This is a genomic window from Bacillus sp. YC2, from assembly GCF_019891195.1.
Classification (GTDB): Bacteria; Bacillota; Bacilli; order Bacillales; family Bacillaceae; genus Bacillus.
On sequence record NZ_JAHXDO010000003.1, the window covers coordinates 116,679 to 137,201 of the forward strand.

23 protein-coding genes and 2 pseudogenes are annotated in these 20,523 nt (G+C 46.0%); 16 read left to right on the forward strand and 9 right to left on the reverse strand.

Translation table 11 applies throughout. The features are described 5' to 3' along the window. The first annotated feature begins 35 nt into the window (after window positions 1–35). From KY305_RS07280 to KY305_RS07295, 4 genes are all read left to right on the forward strand, one after another. Window positions 36–746 (forward strand): DUF421 domain-containing protein, encoded by a 711-nt coding sequence (locus KY305_RS07280; protein ID WP_223061973.1) that lies wholly within the window; start codon window positions 36–38, stop codon window positions 744–746. Window positions 747–810: 64 nt separating this feature from the next. Continuing rightward, a complete protein-coding gene (locus tag KY305_RS07285; protein WP_223061974.1) occupies window positions 811–1,302 on the forward strand; it encodes a ferritin family protein in 492 nt (163 codons plus the stop codon). 31 nt (window positions 1,303–1,333) lie between these two features. After that, entirely contained in the window at window positions 1,334–1,681 is a 348-nt protein-coding gene (locus KY305_RS07290) for a four-helix bundle copper-binding protein (protein WP_223061975.1), read from the forward strand. A gap of 150 nt (window positions 1,682–1,831) precedes the next feature. Then, on the forward strand, window positions 1,832–2,989 hold the full coding sequence (locus KY305_RS07295) for an AbrB family transcriptional regulator (protein WP_223061976.1): 1,158 nt from the start codon (window positions 1,832–1,834) through the stop codon (window positions 2,987–2,989). Between the two features lie 53 nt (window positions 2,990–3,042). Here the strand turns inward: KY305_RS07295 and KY305_RS07300 are convergent, their stop codons facing one another. The 4 genes and pseudogenes from KY305_RS07300 to KY305_RS07315 all read right to left on the reverse strand — a co-directional run. After that, on the reverse strand, window positions 3,043–3,534 hold the full coding sequence (locus KY305_RS07300) for a MarR family transcriptional regulator (RefSeq protein WP_396021514.1): 492 nt from the start codon (window positions 3,532–3,534) through the stop codon (window positions 3,043–3,045). 120 nt (window positions 3,535–3,654) lie between these two features. After that, a complete protein-coding gene (locus tag KY305_RS07305; RefSeq protein ID WP_223061978.1) occupies window positions 3,655–5,133 on the reverse strand; it encodes a monooxygenase in 1,479 nt (492 codons plus the stop codon). A 143-nt stretch (window positions 5,134–5,276) separates the two neighbouring features. Next, window positions 5,277–5,792, reverse strand: a complete 516-nt coding sequence (gene lepB, locus KY305_RS07310; protein ID WP_223061979.1) for a signal peptidase I — start codon at window positions 5,790–5,792, stop codon at window positions 5,277–5,279. After that, a pseudogene (locus KY305_RS07315) lies at window positions 5,789–6,184 on the reverse strand (TVP38/TMEM64 family protein); the annotation flags it as partial. The gene lepB and the pseudogene KY305_RS07315, both read right to left, overlap by 4 nt. 143 nt (window positions 6,185–6,327) lie before the next feature. Here KY305_RS07315 and KY305_RS07320 point away from each other — a divergent pair. From KY305_RS07320 to KY305_RS07335, 4 genes are all read left to right on the forward strand, one after another. Continuing rightward, complete coding sequence (locus KY305_RS07320) at window positions 6,328–6,687, forward strand: YhjD family protein (RefSeq protein ID WP_223061980.1); 360 nt, start codon at window positions 6,328–6,330, stop codon at window positions 6,685–6,687. 121 nt (window positions 6,688–6,808) lie between these two features. Next, window positions 6,809–7,009 (forward strand): DUF3311 domain-containing protein, encoded by a 201-nt coding sequence (locus KY305_RS07325; RefSeq protein WP_214800814.1) that lies wholly within the window; start codon window positions 6,809–6,811, stop codon window positions 7,007–7,009. Further along, window positions 7,006–8,475, forward strand: a complete 1,470-nt coding sequence (locus KY305_RS07330) for a sodium:solute symporter family protein (RefSeq protein WP_223061981.1) — start codon at window positions 7,006–7,008, stop codon at window positions 8,473–8,475. Before KY305_RS07325 ends, KY305_RS07330 begins: the two co-directional genes overlap by 4 nt. A 44-nt stretch (window positions 8,476–8,519) precedes the next feature. Next, window positions 8,520–8,831, forward strand: a complete 312-nt coding sequence (locus KY305_RS07335) for a YbjQ family protein (protein WP_214800810.1) — start codon at window positions 8,520–8,522, stop codon at window positions 8,829–8,831. 42 nt (window positions 8,832–8,873) lie between these two features. Here the strand turns inward: KY305_RS07335 and KY305_RS07340 are convergent, their stop codons facing one another. Beyond that, window positions 8,874–9,143: an excalibur calcium-binding domain-containing protein gene (locus tag KY305_RS07340; RefSeq protein WP_214800808.1), complete on the reverse strand. Its 270-nt coding sequence runs from the start codon at window positions 9,141–9,143 to the stop codon at window positions 8,874–8,876. 196 nt (window positions 9,144–9,339) lie between these two features. On the opposite strand from KY305_RS07340, the gene KY305_RS07345 reads away from it, so the two are divergent. Next, on the forward strand, window positions 9,340–10,050 hold the full coding sequence (locus tag KY305_RS07345; protein ID WP_223062130.1) for a YrpD family protein: 711 nt from the start codon (window positions 9,340–9,342) through the stop codon (window positions 10,048–10,050). 256 nt (window positions 10,051–10,306) lie between these two features. Continuing rightward, window positions 10,307–11,518, forward strand: coding sequence for a GNAT family N-acetyltransferase (locus tag KY305_RS07350; protein WP_223061982.1), 1,212 nt, complete (start codon window positions 10,307–10,309; stop codon window positions 11,516–11,518). Window positions 11,519–11,557: 39 nt separating this feature from the next. Here the strand turns inward: KY305_RS07350 and pdxR are convergent, their stop codons facing one another. Beyond that, window positions 11,558–12,976: a MocR-like pyridoxine biosynthesis transcription factor PdxR gene (pdxR, locus tag KY305_RS07355; RefSeq protein ID WP_223061983.1), complete on the reverse strand. Its 1,419-nt coding sequence runs from the start codon at window positions 12,974–12,976 to the stop codon at window positions 11,558–11,560. Between the two features lie 102 nt (window positions 12,977–13,078). On the opposite strand from pdxR, the gene KY305_RS07360 reads away from it, so the two are divergent. After that, window positions 13,079–13,630, forward strand: a complete 552-nt coding sequence (locus KY305_RS07360) for a pyridoxamine 5'-phosphate oxidase family protein (RefSeq protein WP_223061984.1) — start codon at window positions 13,079–13,081, stop codon at window positions 13,628–13,630. Window positions 13,631–13,663: 33 nt separating this feature from the next. Here the strand turns inward: KY305_RS07360 and KY305_RS07365 are convergent, their stop codons facing one another. Together KY305_RS07365 and KY305_RS07370 are read right to left on the reverse strand one after the other, a co-directional pair. Continuing rightward, the gene (locus KY305_RS07365; protein ID WP_223061985.1) at window positions 13,664–14,590 is read right to left on the reverse strand and encodes a DNA-3-methyladenine glycosylase family protein; all 927 of its coding nucleotides are present in this window, start codon (window positions 14,588–14,590) and stop codon (window positions 13,664–13,666) included. A 159-nt stretch (window positions 14,591–14,749) separates the two neighbouring features. Continuing rightward, window positions 14,750–15,328, reverse strand: a complete 579-nt coding sequence (locus KY305_RS07370; protein WP_223061986.1) for a competence protein ComK — start codon at window positions 15,326–15,328, stop codon at window positions 14,750–14,752. Between the two features lie 314 nt (window positions 15,329–15,642). Between KY305_RS07370 and KY305_RS07375 the strand changes: the two genes are divergently transcribed. Continuing rightward, window positions 15,643–15,876 (forward strand): IDEAL domain-containing protein, encoded by a 234-nt coding sequence (locus KY305_RS07375; RefSeq protein WP_223061987.1) that lies wholly within the window; start codon window positions 15,643–15,645, stop codon window positions 15,874–15,876. Window positions 15,877–15,905: 29 nt separating this feature from the next. On the opposite strand, the gene KY305_RS07380 is transcribed toward KY305_RS07375, so the two are convergent. Beyond that, window positions 15,906–16,763 (reverse strand): SDR family oxidoreductase, encoded by an 858-nt coding sequence (locus KY305_RS07380; RefSeq protein ID WP_214800793.1) that lies wholly within the window; start codon window positions 16,761–16,763, stop codon window positions 15,906–15,908. 125 nt (window positions 16,764–16,888) lie between these two features. On the opposite strand from KY305_RS07380, the gene KY305_RS07385 reads away from it, so the two are divergent. The 4 genes and pseudogenes from KY305_RS07385 to KY305_RS07395 all read left to right on the forward strand — a co-directional run bounded on the left by KY305_RS07385 (window position 16,889) and on the right by KY305_RS07395 (window position 20,522). After that, window positions 16,889–18,412 (forward strand): FAD-dependent oxidoreductase, encoded by a 1,524-nt coding sequence (locus tag KY305_RS07385; RefSeq protein WP_223061988.1) that lies wholly within the window; start codon window positions 16,889–16,891, stop codon window positions 18,410–18,412. A 241-nt stretch (window positions 18,413–18,653) separates the two neighbouring features. Then, window positions 18,654–19,031, forward strand: a pseudogene (locus KY305_RS20325) (protoglobin domain-containing protein); the annotation flags it as partial. Window positions 19,032–19,037: 6 nt separating this feature from the next. Next, window positions 19,038–19,835, forward strand: coding sequence for a methyl-accepting chemotaxis protein (locus KY305_RS20330; protein WP_396021515.1), 798 nt, complete (start codon window positions 19,038–19,040; stop codon window positions 19,833–19,835). A 129-nt stretch (window positions 19,836–19,964) separates the two neighbouring features. Then, window positions 19,965–20,522: a biotin transporter BioY gene (locus tag KY305_RS07395; RefSeq protein WP_223062131.1), complete on the forward strand. Its 558-nt coding sequence runs from the start codon at window positions 19,965–19,967 to the stop codon at window positions 20,520–20,522. The last annotated feature ends 1 nt before the right edge of the window (window position 20,523 follow it).

Consider the following 20,523-nt stretch of genomic DNA (forward strand, 5'->3'; position numbering starts at 1 on the left):
GTTTGTCCAACATAAAAAGAAAAAGGATTATACATATGTCAGAATATCCCGAAGTCATTATACGAACCGCCCTTTCCTTCAGTATTCTTTTTATCGGCGCCCGTTTACTCGGAAAACAAACCATTTCACAAATGACACTTTTTGATTTCATTGCAGCCATCTCGCTCGGCGCCATTACGGCAAATTTATCGTTTAATACAAAGCTGCCGATTCATTATACTGTCATTGCTTATACCATCTTTGTGATGATCATTTACGGCGTCGCATATTTTTCTATGAAAAACAGAACCGTCAGAGGCTTCTTCGCAGGAAAACCGACCATTGTTATTCAAAACGGCAAAATACTCGAAAACAACATGAAAACAATGCGTTATACCATCGACTACCTAAACCAGCAGCTGCGTGAAAAAGATATATTTGACGTTTCTCAAGTCCAAACCGCCATAATCGAAACGAACGGAGGCATGTCTGTTGAAAAAAAACCGGAATATGCGGCCGTCACAAGACAAGATCTCGGCATTTCCGCCAAACAGGAAAAAAACTTTGCGGTAGAGCTTGTCATGGACGGAAAACTGGTCACCAAGAACCTGAAAGAAAACCACGTGTCGGAAACATGGCTGAGAGAAGAGCTGAACAAGAGGCAGCTTAAGGTGAGCGACGTCGTATACGCTGTCCGGGGAAGCAATGGCCGCCTGTTCATCGATACGTACGATGACCATATTGCATCACCCCTCGATCAAGAATAAGCGATGATATCCGCACATGTCACGGCACGTGATCGTATACTGTATAAAAAACGGGGGTGAGCCCATGTACGACAATTACTTTCCTTGCACAGCCGTATACAGAGACGACTCTGTTCTCATAAAAGACCTTGTAAAATCAATTAACGGAGAATACAGCGCCGTTATTTGCTATTCGATTCTGGCCGAGAAAGCGCCGACCGCAGAAATCAGAAAACAAATCGAACACATCAGAGAGGAAGAAGTGCGCCATCTTCACGCCTTTTCTTCACTGTATGCATCGATTACCGGTAAACACTTGACGCCCAAACAAACAGAGCATTGTCCGCGTTCATATAAAGACGGGCTGAAAGCGGCTTTCTTCGACGAACAAAGAACGGCTGATTTTTATCTGCACGCAGCCGACAGATCCTCAAACCTTGAGGCGAAGCAATTATTTGCTCGCACGGCTCAAGACGAACAGCGTCATGCCGTCTGGTTTTTATATGATATGATACACCTCCCCTGCCACCACCACCACCCGGCGGGTTTGACTTCAAATTCGCCGGGAAAAGGATAACCATCCTGACACATTCGGGGAGGTTATCCAAATGGTACAATTGCAAAATTCGCAAGCCTGTCTTGAGGCATGCATCAGCTGTATGGAGGCTTGCAACAGATGTTTTAATCAGTGTCTGTCAGAACAGAACCATCATGAATTAAGCGAGTGCATCCGGCTTGACAGAGAATGCGCGGACATGTGCGCGTTTGCCGTAAGAGCAATAGAAGCAGAAAGCCCGTTTGCAGCCGACATTTGTGCGCTCTGCGCCGAAATGTGCGAAGCGTGCGCAAAAGAGTGCCGGATGCACGATCATGACCACTGCCAGGCATGCGCAAAAGCATGCTTTATATGTGCTGAGGCCTGCCGCAAAATGGCGCCTAGCAGAAAAAGCTCCTGATCAGGGAGCTTTTTTTGTTTACGATAAGAAAAACGAATGGCTGACGAGTAATAATTAATAATTTATTTATCTTAAAATTTATACTATAGTTATAGTAAGTTAACGAGCTTAACAATTAAATAGGAACGTTTTAGGAAGAAGGTTTTTTTAGTGAAGAAAGACAAACATCTCCTTACGGATATCTGGTTTATCCTCATAAGTGCGGCAGGGGGGTTTCTTCTTTCGTTTACAGGTATGTCTATCGCATGGATGCTCGGAACGCTTATGGCGGGCTGCATCCTTTCCATCGTGCGGCCGCGCTGGCTGTTCATGGCGTCCGACAGAAGAGGCATTCACCGCAGATGGCTCGCGTTAGGACAAATGATTCTCGGAATCGAGCTTGGCCAGAAATTGAACTTGTCCGTACTTTCCGTCTTACGGGAGCATTGGCTGCCGGTGGGAATCATGCTGATTTTCTCCATTGTCATGGCCCTGTTTTCCGGATATGCGCTCTGGCGCTTCAGCCGGACGGACATGATGACAAGCTTTGTAGGCACGGCCCCCGGCGGTCTGTCCGCCATGCCCGGCATCGCTCAGGAAGTCGGCGCCAACACAGCCATCGTAAGCCTTATCCAGCTGATCCGCGTCCTCTTGGTCGTCATGACAATTCCGTTTCTGGTCATTTTCTTATTTACGAAACAAAGCGGCGGCACTCAGGAAGCCGCAGGAGCAATGACATCGGGAGCCGTAAATGCAGGACTTATTCCCGTCCTGTTAACGGCCGGGTTTATTTTGGCCGCGTGGCTGGCAAGTAAAGGAGCCAAACTGCTGAAATTTCCGGCTCCGTGGCTGCTCGGCAGCATGATAGGCGTTGCGGCTGCGCAAATCGGCGTATCCGGTTGGGCCGGAGAAGACATTTTGGCCTGGTGGCCGCCGGAAGCGAATCAGCTGTCGCAGATTTTTCTCGGCGCCACGATCGGCTCAAAAATGTATAAAAGCATGTTTACAGGTGTCACAAGGGTGCTTACCGTCGGATTCATTTCCTCAGTCGGATTAATCGCGGCCATGATTCTGAGCGCGGTGATCGTTTCTAAGCTGACGGGCATTCCGATGATTACATCCGTTCTCGCCTTCGCCCCCGGCGGCATCGCCGAGATGGCGGCAACCTCCATCACTCTGCATGAGGACTCGACCTTCGTCGTCGCGGTTCAGGTCATCCGGGTTATTCTTGTCATCGCCATGCTTCCGCCCTTTTACAGGCTGCTGCATCATCTTTCCCGAGAGGGCCGTTCTGCCGGAAGCAGCGGCCGGATAGAAAGAAGAACCTGATCTGGTAACGGAATGGGCCAAGCAAAAAACACGCACATATGATGCGTGTTTTTTTAGTCGGAAAACAGCTTTCCCCCGGCATTGACAAACCGCCAGTTTTCCGAAAGATCGCGGAACAGCCGTCCAGCAAATAACAGCTCTTCATCTGTATAGCGATCCAAAAGCTTCATCAGGCGCTCTTTAATGATTTCGTGATATTCGTGATGCAGGCCGTGCAGCTCTTTCCCGGCAGGGGTCAGGCGGAAATAGACTTCCTTTTTATTGTCGCTCAGCCGGGTTCTGCGCAGAAAGCCGGCTTGTAAAAACTTTGCGCAGCTTCTGGAAACAGTCGGTTTTGTTGTCTTCATTTTTTCCGCTATCGAAGTGACATTGATCGGTTCATGATCTCCGATACAAGACAATATATGAATTTCCGTCAGGGTCAGCTGAAGTTTTTTGCCGTTTTCCTCACGGAGTTCGTCCATCCGGCCGGCCAAAGACATTCTGATGTCCTCCTGACACCTCTCCTGCTCGTGAAAGATATTTGTTAATCGTTCAAGAATCATGTGTTTTGCATGTTCTAGCTGGCTTGGATCCAACTGCGGGTCACCCTTCCGTATTCATTGTTTCTTTTACTATATCGTTTTGTTACGAAAGAAACAATCGAATCGGCGCATGAAATGTGATCAGTTTAATCCCCAGCGCCCCATCCCCGCCATAACGGTTTCTTCCGCATGGCGGTCTGAGCCGCCGGCTGCCCAAGCCACATGGCCGTCCGGCCGGATCAACACCGTGTGAACGTCATGCCAATCGCCGCGCGTTTCAGAAAGAGAAGCCCGGACAGCCATCACTCTCCCCGTATCAATATCGGCAGGTATGCTTTCTCTTAATGACAGCAGCACAAATGCGCCCTTCCGAAGAAAATCATACAGCCGGGCCGATCGGCCGTCGTGAAGAATAAGTTCCATATCCGGCAGCCGTTTTCCGTTCAGGACATGCGGCGGCATATCAGAATCCGGTTCGTAATGCACATCAAGAGCAGATATTTTCCCTGCCAAATATCGATTGGATTCCGGAAAAGCCAATAAAGCTGACACCGTGTCCCTTAATGCTAGCCCTGAGTCGGTGAAATCGATCAGTCTCGTCTGCACTTCCGTATTGCGCAAAATATCTTTCCCCGCGCTGTGCCTTTCCTCATGATAACTGTCCAAAAGCTGCGGCGGCGCTTCACCTTTGATTTGCGCGGCCAGCTTCCACCCCAGGTTGACCGCGTCCTGAAGCCCTGCATTCAGTCCTTGCCCGCCGGCGGGAAAATGAATGTGCGCCGCATCCCCCGCCACCAAAATCCGGCCGGAGCGGTACGGCTCGGCCTGCCGCTGCGCATTTCCAAACCGTGACATCCACACAGTATTACTCAGACCGAAATCCGTTCCGCATATCCGGCGGAGGTCTTCCTTCAGCTCATTTTCGGTGACCGGTTCATCTTTCCGTTTTTGCGGCAGGTGCGGGGAGACGATAATGACACGGTAAAGACCGTCCGGCAGAGGAACAATGACAGCTGCCCCCTGTTGGCCGCACACTGAAAAAAATGCTGACTCAGGCGGATTCTTCAACACGGCATCGCCGAGAGTTCCTAATATGGTGGCATCGGTGCCCGGAAAAGCAATGCCCGCCTGTTTCCGGACGATGCTCCCCGCTCCATCCGCGCCGACGGCATACAAGCTGTGAAGCGTGCGGATACCGTTTTCATCTCGGAATACCGTCTGCACCCCGCCATCAGTTTGTGTAACAGCCAGCGCTTCAGCCCCGCGGATGATGTCAGCGCCTAAGCCTATCGCATACTCCTCCAAAAGCCGCTCTGTATCTGCCTGAGGCAGCATCAATGAATAGTTTTGCTTTGAATCCAGCACAGAAAAGTCCAGGCGGGCATCCAGCATAGAAAAATGACCGGCAGACTGTTTCGTTCCTTTATCCAAAAAGCGCTCCAATATGCCTCTCATCGCAAAAAGCTCCAGCGTACGCGGGTGCAGGGCAAGCGCTTTTGAATAGGGCACTGTTTTCTTCAAACGTTCAATGACAGTCGTTTTCACCCCGGCAAGCGTGAGTTCTGACGCAAGCATAAGCCCGACCGGCCCTCCCCCGATAATGACAGCCTGTGTATTCATACTATCAGCTCCTCTTCCTATTTTGTTACTCACGTAACAAAAATCTTAAAAATAAAACGCGTATAATTTTGTTGCACACGTAACAATTTTGATTATAATCTTTTTTCTGCACGTTGGCAATCATTTCCGAAAAAAGACGCCCTTCATTTGGCGTCTGATTCATTAATGACCCCGACAATATTTTTATCCTTAATCGGGCCGAAATGGCGGCTGTCGAGGCTGTATATGCGGTTGTCACCGACGACAAAATATTGTCCCTTCGGTATCTTTTTCTGACCTGTCGTCTCCTTCAATGTATAATCACCGGTCACATGGCTCCCGGAAGACAGCGATGACTTCAATGGTTTCAAAAACGGCTCTGCCACACGTTTTCCGTTTACATACAGCTGATCGTCCCTGTATGCAATCGACTCGCCGGGCAGACCGATGACACGTTTGATCAGCACTTTGTGATGCGGGCCTTTAAACAAAACAATATCGAAGCGGCGGATTGTTTTGTAACGATGGGAAAACTTGTTGACCATCAGCTCATTTCCTTGTTTAAAGGTCGGATTCATACTGATTCCTTCGACTTTATAATCAATAAAAATGGCATTTTTTAATTGTATGGCCAAAACAACGATAAGCACGCCGACTATAAACCAAAACCGTTTTTTCAAGATTCTTGTCTCCCTCCGTCTTTCTCATGCTGACTGATTCTTGTGTGTAAACGCCGCTCGATACGCTTTCCGGCATACCACAGCCCTGCGATCACCGCGATCGCAATCACCATCCGGACGGGCTGTGTGATGAGCGCGTGAAGATCATATCCGATAAAGCTGATCATAAAGATCATGACCAATTTCCCCATGGCAGCGGCGGAGATAAACTGCAGCGCACCCACCCGTGACAGGCCGGCAACGACATGCACCGCGGCTGAAGGCGTGAAGGGAAAGCACAGTAAAATAAACAGCGGGCCGAATCCATGGCGCTCCACCCAAAGCATCATCTTTCTTACTGATTGATGTCTGCGGATGAAACCGAAAGCCCTTTTCTGACCGAAGCGGCGGACGCGAGTTTGTCTACCCTTATTCTACACATTATCTCCAAAAAACGAAAATGTTTACGAGATTTTCTGACTTGAAACATGGCGTAAACGAGTATAGAATAAAAAACGAGAACAAACGTTCCCATTTAAGAAAGAAGGAGTATTTTATGCCTAACATTCAGAACGGCACCAGCGATCTCATCGAACGGGGGCTGTTTTTACCCATGGCTGTCACCATCCTGAACCGGGATCTTGAAACGCTTGACTCGTGCCCGTTCAAATTAAAACAACCCTATAAACAGCTTATCAGCTGCTCTTTAAAATTAGCACAAAAGGATTTGATTGATGTTCGAAAAGAGTTAAGAAAGCGTAAAATTAAAATGCATGAGGCCGAAAGAGATGAAGCATTTACTCTTTATGTCTGCACCGTAAACGGCTATGAAGAGAAACGTCGCTATTTCAACCCGAGAATACGGGAACAGGTAACCGCCTTGGTGGAGTTTTATCTGTTTGCCGCTAAAACTTGAAAAGCAGTACGGACTGCTTTTACTTTCCCTTCGATAAATTTCAGACTATTCACACTATACATTCGACACGATTTTATTTATAATTCGGGACACGCTGTTTTCTATTAAAAGGAGGAATGTTATGAAACTGATTCATTTTCTTGCTGCCCTGCCCTTTTTCGGAATTCTTGCCGGCATCCCATTTGCCAATCGGGTGACCCCTTATCTTTTCGGCATGCCTTTCATCCTCGCGTATGTTGTCATATGGGCGGTGCTGACTTCTGTGCTGATGGCGGCTGTTTACAAACTGGACAAGGAAAACAAGGCGGGTGAGACGGAATGAGCGCAGCATTTTTCGTGATGGCCGCCGTGCTCTTATTTTGTGTATATCTTGGAATCCGCGCCCGAAAAGGCAAGGATATGGACCTTGAACAATGGACGGTCGGCGGCCGCGGCTTCGGCACGCTGTTTGTCTTTTTATTAATGGCGGGAGAAATTTACACGACCTTCACGTTTCTCGGCGGAAGCGGATGGGCTTACGGAAAAGGAGGCCCCGCCTTTTATATCATCGCTTACGGCTGCCTCGCTTACATTTTGTCGTATTGGCTTTTGCCGGCAGTCTGGACCTATGCCAAAAAACATAAACTGATGTCACAATCTGATTTCTTCATTTCAAAATATAAAAGTCCGCTCCTCGGTATTCTTGTGTCAATCGTGGGCATCATAGCCCTCATTCCCTACCTCGTCCTGCAGCTGAAAGGGCTCGGATTAATTGTTTCAGCCACATCCTACGGGCTGATTTCGCCGACCGCCGCAATCTGGATCGGAGCAGCATCCATCACGCTGTATGTCATGATTTCAGGTATTCACGGATCTGCCTGGATCTCAGTCGTCAAAGATATCATGATTTTAGGCGTCGTGTTATATTTAGGAATTTATTTGCCGATTCATTACTATGGCGGCTTTTCAGAGATGTTCAGAGAAATCGAAGCCGCAAAACCGGGTTTTCTCACCCTTCCTGAAACCGGCCAGAGCGTTTCATGGTTCAGCTCGACCGTCCTGCTGACAGCCCTCGGCTTTTACATGTGGCCCCATACCTTCGCAGCCTCATATGCAGCAGAGCATCCGCGGGTTTTCCGCAAAAACGCGATCATGATGCCTCTATACCAGCTTGTCCTGCTGTTTGTCATCTTTGTCGGATTTGCGGCGATTCTCCAAGTGCCCGGATTAAAAGGGGCAGATACGGATCTCGCCTTATTAAAACTTTCGCTGAAAACCTTCGATCCTTGGTTTGTCGGATTGATCGGAGCGGCGGGAATCCTGACGGCCCTTGTACCCGGTTCGATGATTTTAATGGCCTCAAGCACGCTGTTCGCTAAAAATGTTTACAAAGTCATTGCGCCCGAAACATCCGACAAAACGGTATCACAATTGGCAAAATACGCCGTTCCCGTGATTGCGCTGATTTCCGTTTATTTTACGCTGAAAGGCGGAAACACCATCGTCACCTTGCTTCTAATGGGATACAGCCTTGTCACACAGCTCTTCCCGGCGCTTGTATTCAGCCTGCCAAAGCAGCGGTTTGTTACGAGCCAAGGCGCTTTTGCCGGCATATTGGCAGGGGCCGGGACGGTTGCGTTCATCACGCTGACCGAATCAACCATCGGAACGCTTTTCCCATTCCTCCCCCAGACCGTCAAAGATATGAATACAGGCATTATTGCATTGGTTTTGAATACGGCAGTTATGTTTGCGGTCAGCGCCGCTGTCAGAAAAAAACAAATCAACACAGCCGAAAGGGCCGCATAGATGGTAAGATAGCGGTATGACGAGACATGAAAGGGGAACCCTGTATGATTATGACAACGACTGAAACCATTGCCGCAAAACAGATTACAGAAGTAAAAGGATTGGTGACAAGCAGCATCGTCCAATCCCGCCATATCGGAAAAGACCTGCTCGCAGGCTTAAAATCTGTCGTCGGCGGAGAATTAAAAAGCTATACGGAGATGCTGGAGGACTCAAAAAAGGCCGTAAAGGAACGTTTAATCAGAGAGGCGGAGCAGCTCGGGGCCAATGCCATCGTCGGTCTGCGGTTTGAACTGACCGCCGGGCAAAACACATCTGAATTAATCGGATACGGAACAGCGGTGACCGTTGAGTAATCTCAAAAAAACAAGACCCTTCTTATAAAGGGCCTTGTTTTTTTATTTCTCACACGCGATATAATCTTTATCCCGATCAAGCTTTCGGTTGGCATCGTAAAGCGTTTTTGAGACGTACGGCTTGTACTTTGTTTTTCCGCCCTTGTTTTTCACTTTAGACGTACGGGCCACTCCGCCTTTATACACCTTGTTCAGCGCTTTGCAGTTTTGATACGTTTTAACCTTTGTTTTCGCCTCTGCCTTCTGCCCCGCCCCGTAAGAACAGCTGAACACCAGACCTGCAGACAAAAGCACGGCTGCCGTTTTTTTCATCTCTGTCATCCCCCGTTATGTAAAATGTTGTATTACTGAACATATCATAATTCAAATAATAACCATTTACAAGATAAATAGGTAAAAAGATTCAAATCAATTTCCTTAGGCACCTTTTATATGGAATTTTTTTCAGAATATTTTTATAATGTATGATGATAGCGCTATCTAACTATGATTGCAGGAGGAGAAAATGATGATCAAAAAAGGGCTGCTTGCGGGCGTACTCACTACAACCGTTCTTTTTGGCACATGTTCGGCAGATATTCCGGGGCTTATCAGCCCAAAAACGGCGGAAGCGGCGACTCAGCTCAGTAAAGGAATCGGCGGAAGGGCCTACCTGAACAGCACCGGGTCAGTTCTTGTCACGAAAATTCAGCTGCCGGCATCCATTCAGGTGTCAAATGGGACAGCCTATATTTATTCCGGCTTTACCGGAGGCACAGAAGCCGATATCGGGCTTCAATACAGTGAGAAATATAACGTATGGAAACCGATTATGAAAGTCGGTTCAAAAGGACAGGGCGAGGTCCGGTACCTTGAAGGAGAAAGCCAATTCACTTATACGAAAGGCTTCCGCCCCGGCAGCACCGTACAACTGACAATCTACAAAAACCTTAACGGTAATACCCGTGCAACATACTGGGGCACGAACAATGACGGATACAGCGGCCGCATCATCTCAGAAATCAATCAAACAAACGTCGGCGCCGTCTCAAAATGGAAAGCGCTCGCAACCGTTGCGGTGACATCGGAAGATCAGCGCCCTGCTATCAAATCAAATTTCTCGACATCATTTACAAACATTACCGTCGACAACAAAACCGTCACACCTGTCATCGATACACAAGACTTTGCCAAAGTGACAGTTTCCGGAAACAGTGTCAATATGTCTGTCGTCAAATAAACAGTTTGAACGCACGGCTTTATATGGCCGTGCGTTTCATTATGATTGCTTCACACTGAATCATTGGCAATGCAGGAAATTTTCATGTACACTTTATGTAAATCGGTTTCATGTTCTTATGCCCCATCGTTGAATACTTGCATGAAATAAGAGAAATATTGTTAAAATACGATTATACACCCAAAAAATGATTGACGTTCAGTCATTATTGGGCGGTGTACTGCCCTGATGATCTATTGATGTAGGAGCGAACATAATGAGCAGAGAAAAAAGGCTTGAATTGAAGAAAGTTGAAACGACACATTTAAAACAGTTTAACCAGCTGTTGCGTTATGTTTTCCAAGTAACGAACAGTAATTTGCATGAAGTGGGCTGGCAGGAACCCGAAATTGTGTCTGCGAAACTTCCTGTTTTGGAACAAGCACACGTATTAGGATGGTTTGATAAAGATAAACTGGTTTCACAAGCGGCCGTATACCCTTTTCAAGTGCGAATCTTTAATAAAACGTATGAAATGGGCGGCGTGACGGGAGTCGGAACTTATCCCGAATACGCCAATATGGGATTAATGGCTAAACTGCTTTATAAATCTTTAGTCGATATGCGGAAGCGCGGACAATCCGTTTCCTACCTCTTCCCTTACTCAATTCCTTACTACAGACGAAAAGGCTGGGAAATCATAAGCGATAAAATGACCTTTGAAGTGAAAGATTTTCAGCTTCCGAAAATGAGAACCGTTTTAGGAGAAGTTGAACGCGTCAATCCGGATCATGATGTGATCAAGGAAGTCTACAGCCGCTTCGCGCACCAAAACCATGCCGCAATGATCAGGAATGATTTAGCCTGGGATGAATACTGGCGTTGGGATTTAGATGACCTCACAGCTGCGGTTTATTATGACCAATCCAGACAAGCGAACGGGTATGTGCTTTATTGGATCGCGGATGAAATTTTTCATATTAAAGAAATGGTTTATGTGAATGAAGAGGCGCGAAGAGGTTTGTGGAACTTTATATCTGCACACTTCTCTATGGTCACAAAAGTGGTGGGTAACAATTTTTCTAATGAACCGATTGCCTTTTTGTTGGAAGATGCTGAAATTAAGGAAACGATTTCTCCTTACTTTATGGCACGTATTGTCGATATTGAACAGTTTATCAATCAGTATCCTTTCAAACCGCAGAAAGAGAAACGGTCATGGTCGTTTACATTAGACGATCCGCTGCTTGAATGGAATCAAGGTGTCTTTACCGTCGAGATCTCCCCTGAAGGAAAAGGAGTTTTAAGGCGCGGCGGTGATCCTGAAACAGCGAAAGCGGATATACAAACGATGACAGCATTATTATTTGCTTATCGGAAACCTGAATATCTTCACCGGATAGGCCGGCTGGAATGCAGCCTTGACACATTGGAATTAATTGAAGACCTGTTAGAAACACAAACCCCTTATTTCTCAGATTACTTTTAATCAAGCGAATGAAAAACAACCCTCATCAGGGTTGTTTTTTTACGTAGTATCAAACGGGAACCATGCTTTCCGAAGCTGACAGATTCCTTCTTCGATTTCTTCCTCTGAAAGTCCGCCGAAGCCGAGGATGACCATCGATGATTCAGGCTCCTTAGGGTTTATCCAATATGGTGATGTGTCATACACTCTGACACCGGCTGCTTGTGCTTTATCCACCAGTTCCTGCGCAGACCTGTCCTTCACGTTTACCAACAAATGCAGCCCCGCTTTTTGTCCGATGATTTCAATGTGCCGGCCCATCTGTTTTTGTAATGCCTGAATCAATGTTTGATGCTTTTTCTGATAAATTTTTCTCATTTTACGAATGTGGCTTTTAAAATAGCCTTCTTTCATAAATAAATATAATGCTTTTTGAATGATAGGTGATGCGGATTGACTGTAATTGATGAATGTATGATCGTACACATCAAGCAGCTTTTGCGGCAGGACAATATAGCTTAACCGCGCGGCAGGCAAAAATGATTTGGAGAAGGTCCCTAAGTAAATGACATTGTCTTTTGCGTCTAAAGCCTTTAACGAAGGGATCGGACGGCCTTGATACCGAAATTCACTGTCATAGTCATCCTCGATAATATAGCTGTCATGCTGATTTGCCCATTCCAATAGCGATAACCGCTTCTGAATCGGAAGCACCATGCCGTACGGAAATTGATGAGAAGGCGTAATATAGACGGCTCTTGCTTTCATTCTCTTAAGCTGTTCGATATCTATTCCATCCTGTTCAAGGCGAATCGGCTTTACGGTCAAGCCATGATTGATAAAAACAGACCTAGCCCCCGCGTAACCCGGGTTCTCCATGGCGACGGAACGATCTTCAAAAGAGAGCAATTGAATCATAAGACTGAGAGCCTGCTGTGTGCCGGAACAGATTATGATTTGCTCCGGCGAACTCAGAACCCCTCTCGCCTGAAATAAATGGTCGGATAATTCTGTTCTGAGGCCGATATCTCCTTTTCCATGATTGGACAGTAATAACTGTTCCGGTTCATCGGTCAGCGCTTGATTTAAACACCGCTTCCACGTCTGCATGGGAAATGACTTCACATCAATGTCACCGTATCGGAAATCATAAATGATGTTTTCTTTCTCATCCTCAGCTGCTTTCGGTTTCTGCCTGATATTACGGGAAGAAGGCAGGACAACAGGCTGCTCTAAGGGCATGACAACCAGCCCGCTTCTCGGTTTACTTTCCGCATATCCTTCTGCCGCCAATTGCTGATACGCGTTTTCGACCGTATTTTTACTGATATGTAAATGCCCCGATAAATAACGGATGGAGGGCAGAAGCGCTCCTTCCGGAATGTCGCCCTCTTCTATTTTTTGTCTGATATATTGATACAATTGCACATAAATAGGAATACTATTTTCCTTTATTAATAAAGGCGTAAACTCTAACATATGACCTCCAACTGACCCCATCCATTTTATCAAAATTGTCTCTTTAGAATCGGACAGTGTTTTTATACAATCATTATAACCTAATAATGAGGAGAGACGAAAATGAAACAATATGTACGGGCATCGCAAAAAGAATGTACGGATCAGGATCGTATTCATGATTTTTTAAAAAACGCCCAGACCGGATTTCTCGGATTGGCTGATCAGGAAACGCCTTATGTGATCCCCTTAAATTTTATATGGAAGGAAAACTGCTTCTATTTTCACGGGGCGTCTGAAGGGAGGAAAATCGACATCATTCATTCAAATCCGAGAGCATGCTTTACCGTTAGCGAACATTACGGAACGATGGTCAGCCCCATTCCGGCGAAAACAGATACTGCTTATATGAGTGTTGTTGCGGGGGGAACTGTTGAAATGGTCACTGATTTGGATGAAGCAGCAGCCGCTATGCAGGCGATGCTTGATAAATATGTTCCGAACTATTATCAGGCACCTCTCTCAAAAACACACGTAGAAAAATATCGCTCTTCCTTAGGAAGCAAAACCGTCGTATGTAAAATCAAACCTCTGCATATAACCGCAAAAGAAAACCAACTAGATGAACAAAAGAAATTCTATCCGGGCCGTTCGATTCAACAGGATAACAGCTGAAAAAACCCTTCAAAGAAAGGGTTTTTCAGTCACTCAATAAAGCACCCGCCACAAATAAAATGTCGCGTAGGATTCCCAATTCCTCCACTGAGAAGCATACTCCGTTATTTCTTCTTTTGTAGGTTTTCTGTCCATCCCTGCCAGCGTTTTAATCGAATTGATTAATCCGACATCGTCAATCGGAAAGGCATTCGGAAAACGCAGACAGCGCATTAATACATAGTTGGCCGTCCATGGGCCAATGCCGCGGATCTTTATCAAACTTTTTTCTGCGCGCTTGAAATCTTTCATATTCAGTAATCTATCTTTAGATAACTTCCCCTCGGCCATTAACCGGGCGATGCCGATGATATATTCACTTTTCTTTACCGTCATTTTCATATCGGCAAGGTCTTCTGGCATGAGTCTGGCGATCTTGTCGAATGTCGGAAACATCCAGTATTTTTTTGAATTCCACTCTATTGCTTCACCAAATTTTTCAACAAATCTTCTTTTTAATGTGTATGCATATGTTAAGTTAATTTGCTGGCCGATGACGCCCCAGCACATAGCCTCAAACAAATCAGGAATGCCCACATTACGCAGCCCATAGAAATCCTCAATCGGCTTCTTCAGCAGCGGATCGTTTTTTGCCATTTCGTAAAAAGGGGTGAGATCGCTCTCGAGATCAAACCACTCTTTAATATACGCCTCAATGAGATCACGCTGCCGCTCTTCTTCCGGTCCCGTTCCGCCCAGAAAATGAACGGCTAACTGGTGCTGATCATTTACGCTGATGTGCGCTAACGACCGAATGTCTCCCACGGCAATGACCCGTGTGATCGTTTCTTCTTCAATTTCAAACATACACTCGTTTTTTTCACGCATGAAATAGCCAAGATTTGCTTTAAAATCAAATGCTTCCGGAAGATTGATCAGCATGATATCTTCACTGTATTGATTTAATCGATTTTGATCCATATCGGAACCTCCTCGTAAGCCCGCCACTTCGTTTTAACATATAAGCCGGTTGAGGCGCTTTTGATATGCTGCTGTTTTATTCTTGCTTTCTCTAAATGTCTGATAGAAAAAAGCCCTCCCCAAAAGGAAAGGGCCCGTCCCTTTACATCACGTCTTTCTCTAATACCTCTCCCCCAGCTCCCGCAAAATAAAATCATAGATCATCCGCGTCCTCTCTTCCTTCGGGTACAGCATGAACTCCTGCCGTTTTGGGATGTGGCTGCCCATTCTGTCTTGGAAGGTGGTTCTGAGATAGGCGGTTCTGTATACTTGGTTCTCGAAAGAATGAAAAGACACTTCAAGCTCCATCGTTTTGCCATTTGAGAAAGTGACCGACGTGTCGTCAAATTCCGTGGGTTTGAATTCCTTGACGTGCACGTGGGAGATCCAGCCGCATTGGGGCCTTGTTGAAGAAAGGGTAGGGAATAAAAAGATGTGATTTGAAGGGTCCACCATAATCGGCGGTTTGTGAGAAATTTTTATCGCTTCATACGTTCCCGCTTTTCTTCCCGCATAGCTGGAACCGAAATAGCGGCAGCTTCTGTCAATGATGTGAATCGGCTTCATGCTGACATACAGAACGCAGTCTTTTTCAATGATTTTCGAGCCCATTCTTCCGTCTACTTCCTCCGGCAAGACGGCGATTGTTGAGCGGTTTACTTCATAGCTTTCTAAGGGTGCGTGTGTTTTCTGGCACATGATGTGCAGCCTCCAATCCTTTTTTTCAAAATTTATACTAATAATCTATCATCTGTAATCGGAAAACGACAGGTTTTTTTTGAAAATAGCTCAAAATCATCTTTTAATGATATATTTTAGTCATAAATTACTACTTAAATATCATTTTTTCGTCAGTTTCACATCAATTATTCCTCGCATTTTTTCGTTTTTTCGGCATTTTGCAGGATATGTCGATATATTTTCAAGTATTAGTTGTCTAAAAATTATAAAAATTAATTGATTTTTCCGATCGATATCCATATACTATAAAAAAGGCATTGGGGGGATTCTTTATGAAAGAGAAAAAATCGTACACTGAGCTCATGAAGTCCCGCAACACGCAAAAAACAAATGAATTCGATGTGACAATGGCCGATATTTACATTCAAATGGTGCTCGATGAATCCTTGTTTAAGCGTCGGCTCACCATGCTGACAGATCAAATCAATAAAGCGCTTGATGATAAAGATAAAGAAGCGTTCCTTACGCTTTCTAAAGAATATGCAGCACTCAAACAGAGTGAATAAGCCAATCCATATGGATTGGCTTTTTTAGATTATCCGTTCACAATGGTGCCGCCGTTCACGTGAATGGTCTGCCCTGTGACGTATGTCGAATCGTCGCTTGCTAAGTATAAATAACTCGGTGCTAATTCAACCGGCTGGCCTGGGCGCTCCATCGGTACATCTGAACCGAATACTTCCACTTCCTTCTCAGAAAAGCTCGCCGGAATAAGCGGCGTCCAAATAGGGCCGGGAGCAACCGCGTTAACACGGATGCCCTGTTTGACCAATGATTGGGAAAGTGACCTCGTAAATGTAACGATGGCCCCTTTTGTTGCTGAATAGTCAATTAAGGTTTTATGGCCCTTATAAGCGGTAATGGAAGCCGTATTAATGATCGAACTTCCTTTTTTCAGATGCGGCAGCACGGCCTTTGTTAAGTAAAACATTGAAAAAATATTCGTTTGGAACGTTCTGATGAGCTGGTGGCTTGTGATTTTCTCAATGCCCGGCTGCACGTGCTGCTCTCCCGCATTGTTGACTAAGATGTCAATGGAAGGAAAGGCTTGGCTTGCCTGACGAATGACATCATTGCAAAAGGCTTCATCTCCGACATCGCCTGCTATGAGCAGGCACTTTGCCCCTTCTTTTTCAACATATTGCTTCGTCTCTTCCGCATCCTGATGCTCATCAAAATATACGATCACCACATTTGCGCCTTCTTTTGCAAATAAGACGGAAACGGCGCGCCCGATCCCGCTGTCGCCTCCCGTAATAATCGCCGTTTTTCCTTCAAGTTTTTTCGCTGCTTTCGGCTTATCAAAAACCGGGCGGGGGTCCATTACATATTCAAATCCGGGCTGCCGGTTTTGATGCTGCGGCGGTAAAGTTTTCTTTTTTTGATTCGCCAATCTGATCACTCCTTTACATTAATTACTATATTATGAGTAATTTGAGCATCTTATACGGTCGTTTCATGTATGAATAGACGCATAATGGAAAAATTAAGAATATACAACAGAGGAGGTAATCCGACTTGACTACTTTTTCAAACGAGGAACCGGCTTCTTATTGGAGAAAGTCGGCTGACATTCCTTCCTTCCCGGCCTTAACTGAAGATACAGAGTGTGATGTGGCGATCATCGGCGGAGGGATTACGGGCCTTACGACGGCATATGAGCTGACCAAAAGAGGTTTCCGTGTCGCTGTCATTGAAGCCGATCAGATTTTGAACGGGACAACGGCGGGCACCACCGCCAAAATCACCGCCCAGCATGATTTCATTTACGCAGATCTCATTCAGCAGCTCGGCCTCACCAGCGCGAGATTATATTTTGAGGCACATCTTCACGCAATGGACTATATGAAACAGCTCATAAAGGACAACTCCATTGCATGCGAGCTGACCGCGCAAGACGCCTGCCTTTATACAAATACGGAATCAGGCGTCAAAAAAATCCGCAGCGAGCAGGAGGCATACACAAAGCTCGGCATTGAACATGAGCTGGTCAAAGAGCTTCCCGTCCCCGTCGATTGCAAACTTGGCCTTGCGATGAAGAATCAGGCGCAATTTCACCCGCTTTTATATGTCTCGGCTCTCGTTCAGGAGATGGTCAAAAACGGTGCGCAGATTTTTGAACAGACGGCCGCGATAGATATTAAAAAAGAACCGCAGCCGGAAGTCGTCACGAAAAACAGACACGGAATCAAGTGCAAATATATAGTCTGCTCTTCCCACTTCCCCTTTTATGACGGAGGCGGGCTGTATGCTGCAAGAATGTATGCCAGCAGATCATACGTCTTGGCGGTAAAACCGAAACATCCGTACCCGGAGGGCATGTTTCTCAGCATCGATAAGCCGGCCAGATCACTGCGCTATACGGCGGTGAACGGTGAAAAGCTGGTGCTCGTCGGCGGCGAAAGCCATAAAACAGGCCAGGGAAAACCGCCGTCCGAGCACTATGAAGCGCTGAAGCAATTTGCAGAAGACACAATCGGAGTTGAGAGCATCCCGTATCATTGGTCTGCCCAAGACCTTGTCACTATCGACAAAATTCCGTTTATCGGGCCGATTTCAGGTAATGAAGAACATATTTTAACCGCGACCGGGTTTAAAAAATGGGGCATGACAAGCTCCGCGCTTGCGGCAAGTCTTTTGGCTGACCATATTGAAAACAAAAAAAATCCGTTTTCTTCTTTGTTCACGCCGTCCCGCTTCCATCCTGATCCGGGGCTGAAGAAACTGTTTTCTTATAATACAGACGTGGCCAAACACCTCATAGCGGGCAAGCTTGAAAAGCCTGACGATTCACCGGATGAACTTGCACCCGGAGAAGGAAAAATCGTGACGGTAAACGGCAAACGGGCCGGAGCCTATAAAGATAAACAAGGCTGCCTGCACCTTGTCGACACGACGTGCACTCATTTAGGCTGTGAAGTTGAATGGAATGACGGCGAACGCACATGGGACTGCCCCTGCCACGGCTCCCGATTCACACCTGACGGCAAAGTTGCCGAAGGCCCTGCTGTAAAGCCGTTGAAAAAGATCAGCCCAGATTGATAAAACCATTCTGTACCGAATGGTTTTATTTTTTTCTGTATATAAAATATTTTAATAAGATTCCTTCATTCAAGTTCCTTCCAAACCGATAAAAAGAAAAAGAGGATATCTGGGGGACCTTACATTGTTATTTAAAAAAGACAGAAAAAAAGAAACAGCTTATTTTTCAGAAGCGGGTGCTGAAGCAAAAAACCGCATCCGGCTTTCAAATCAATATGCAGACGTAAAAAAGCAGCTTAAAATGGTCAGGCTGAGTGACGAAGAACTGCATGTGCTTGAAGAGCTTCAGCCGTTAATTAAGGAGCATATTTCACATATCGTCGATTCGTTCTATCAAAATTTAGACCATGAGAAATCGTTAATGACGATTATTAACGACAACAGCTCAGTCGACCGCCTGAAACAAACATTAAGACGCCACATCCATGAAATGTTTGCCGGAAACATTGATGATGAATTTATTGAAAAAAGGCAGCGGATCGCTTCCATCCACTTGCGGATCGGCCTTGAGCCTAAGTGGTATATGGGGGCATTTCAGGATTTGCTTCTGTCTATGATGAACATTTATGAAGCATCGATTCCTGATTTGCACGAGCTACTAAAAGCCATAAAAGCGACAACGAAAATACTGAATCTCGAACAGCAGCTTGTCCTTGAAGCCTTTCAGGCCGAATATAACCGCTTGCGCGACGAACAAGAGGAAAAGAAAGCGCTCCTCCATCAAAAAATTCAGGAAACGTCAGGCTCGCTGGCTGACTTGTTTTCAGAAACGAGCCGCGCCGTTCAGGAGCTGGTCGATAAATCCGAGGGCATATCCGAGGCCTCCAAAGCCGGCACCGTCACTTCCGTCCATGTAGAGGAAAAATCAATCGGCGGTAAAAAAGAGCTTGAAAACCAGCAAAAACAAATGAATAAAATCGACTCAAGCCTCGTGCAGATTGAAGAAGAAATGGATAAGCTGAACGGCATCGCCCAGCAAATCGAAAAAATCTTCGGCATCGTTACAGGCATCGCTGAACAAACCAATCTTCTGTCTTTAAATGCTTCCATCGAATCCGCCAGAGCCGGTGAGCACGGCAAAGGGTTCGCCGTTGTCGCGACAGAGGTGCGGAAGCTGTCGGAGGATACGAAAAAAACCGTGTCCACCGTATCTGAGCTTGTGAACAATACCAATACACAAATTAACATCGTGTCAAAACATCTTACAAATGTGAACGGGCTTGTGAGCGAAACGAAAGAAAAGATGACACAAATCAATCATCTCTTTGACGATATTGTCCAAAGCATGAAAACAAGCAAAGACCAGACGGGCAAAATCGACGTTGATTTGCAGGCGTTCCTCGGCGGCCTTCAAGAAGTCAGCCGCGCTGTATCCCACGTCGCAGCGTCCGTTGATTCACTTGTCATCCTTACAGAAGAATAGAAAAAGACAGACCAGCCTTTTTTATCAAGGCTGGTCTTTTTAATGTTAACTCATAATAAAATAAAGTTGACATATAAACAAGCTCGCTTTATTGTATAAACATATTTTATATAGCTGGAGGAAAGAATGATGAAATTAACAGAAATGATGCATATCGCTGTGTTTACAGCCATTATGGGAGTATTGGGATTGATCCCGCCTCTTTTCTTATCCTTTACGCCCGTTCCGATCACACTCCAGACGGTCGGCGTGCTCTTATCGGGAAGCATATTAAAACCGAAAGCCGCTTTTTTAAGCCAATTGCTGTTTTTGCTGCTCGTGGCCTTCGGAGCGCCCCTGCTCTCCGGCGGAAGAGGCGGATTCGGTGTATTTTTCGGACCGAGTGCAGGGTATCTCTTATCATATTCGCTTGCGGCTTTGCTGCTCAGCATCAGCATTCAAAGGCTTCGCACTGTTTCCGTTCCCAATTTGTTTATCAGGCAGTTTTTATTCGGCGTGCTGCTTTTGTATGTGATCGGCGTTCCCTTTCAGGCGGCATTGATGCACATTGATATATGGACAGCCGCCAAGCTCAGTCTTGTGTATGTGCCCGGAGATTTACTGAAAGCCGCCGCGGCCTCGTTTGCAGCCGTCAGAATCAGAAAAACGCTGCAAGTGTCGCAGCTGCTTTACACGAAAGGAAGCTGAA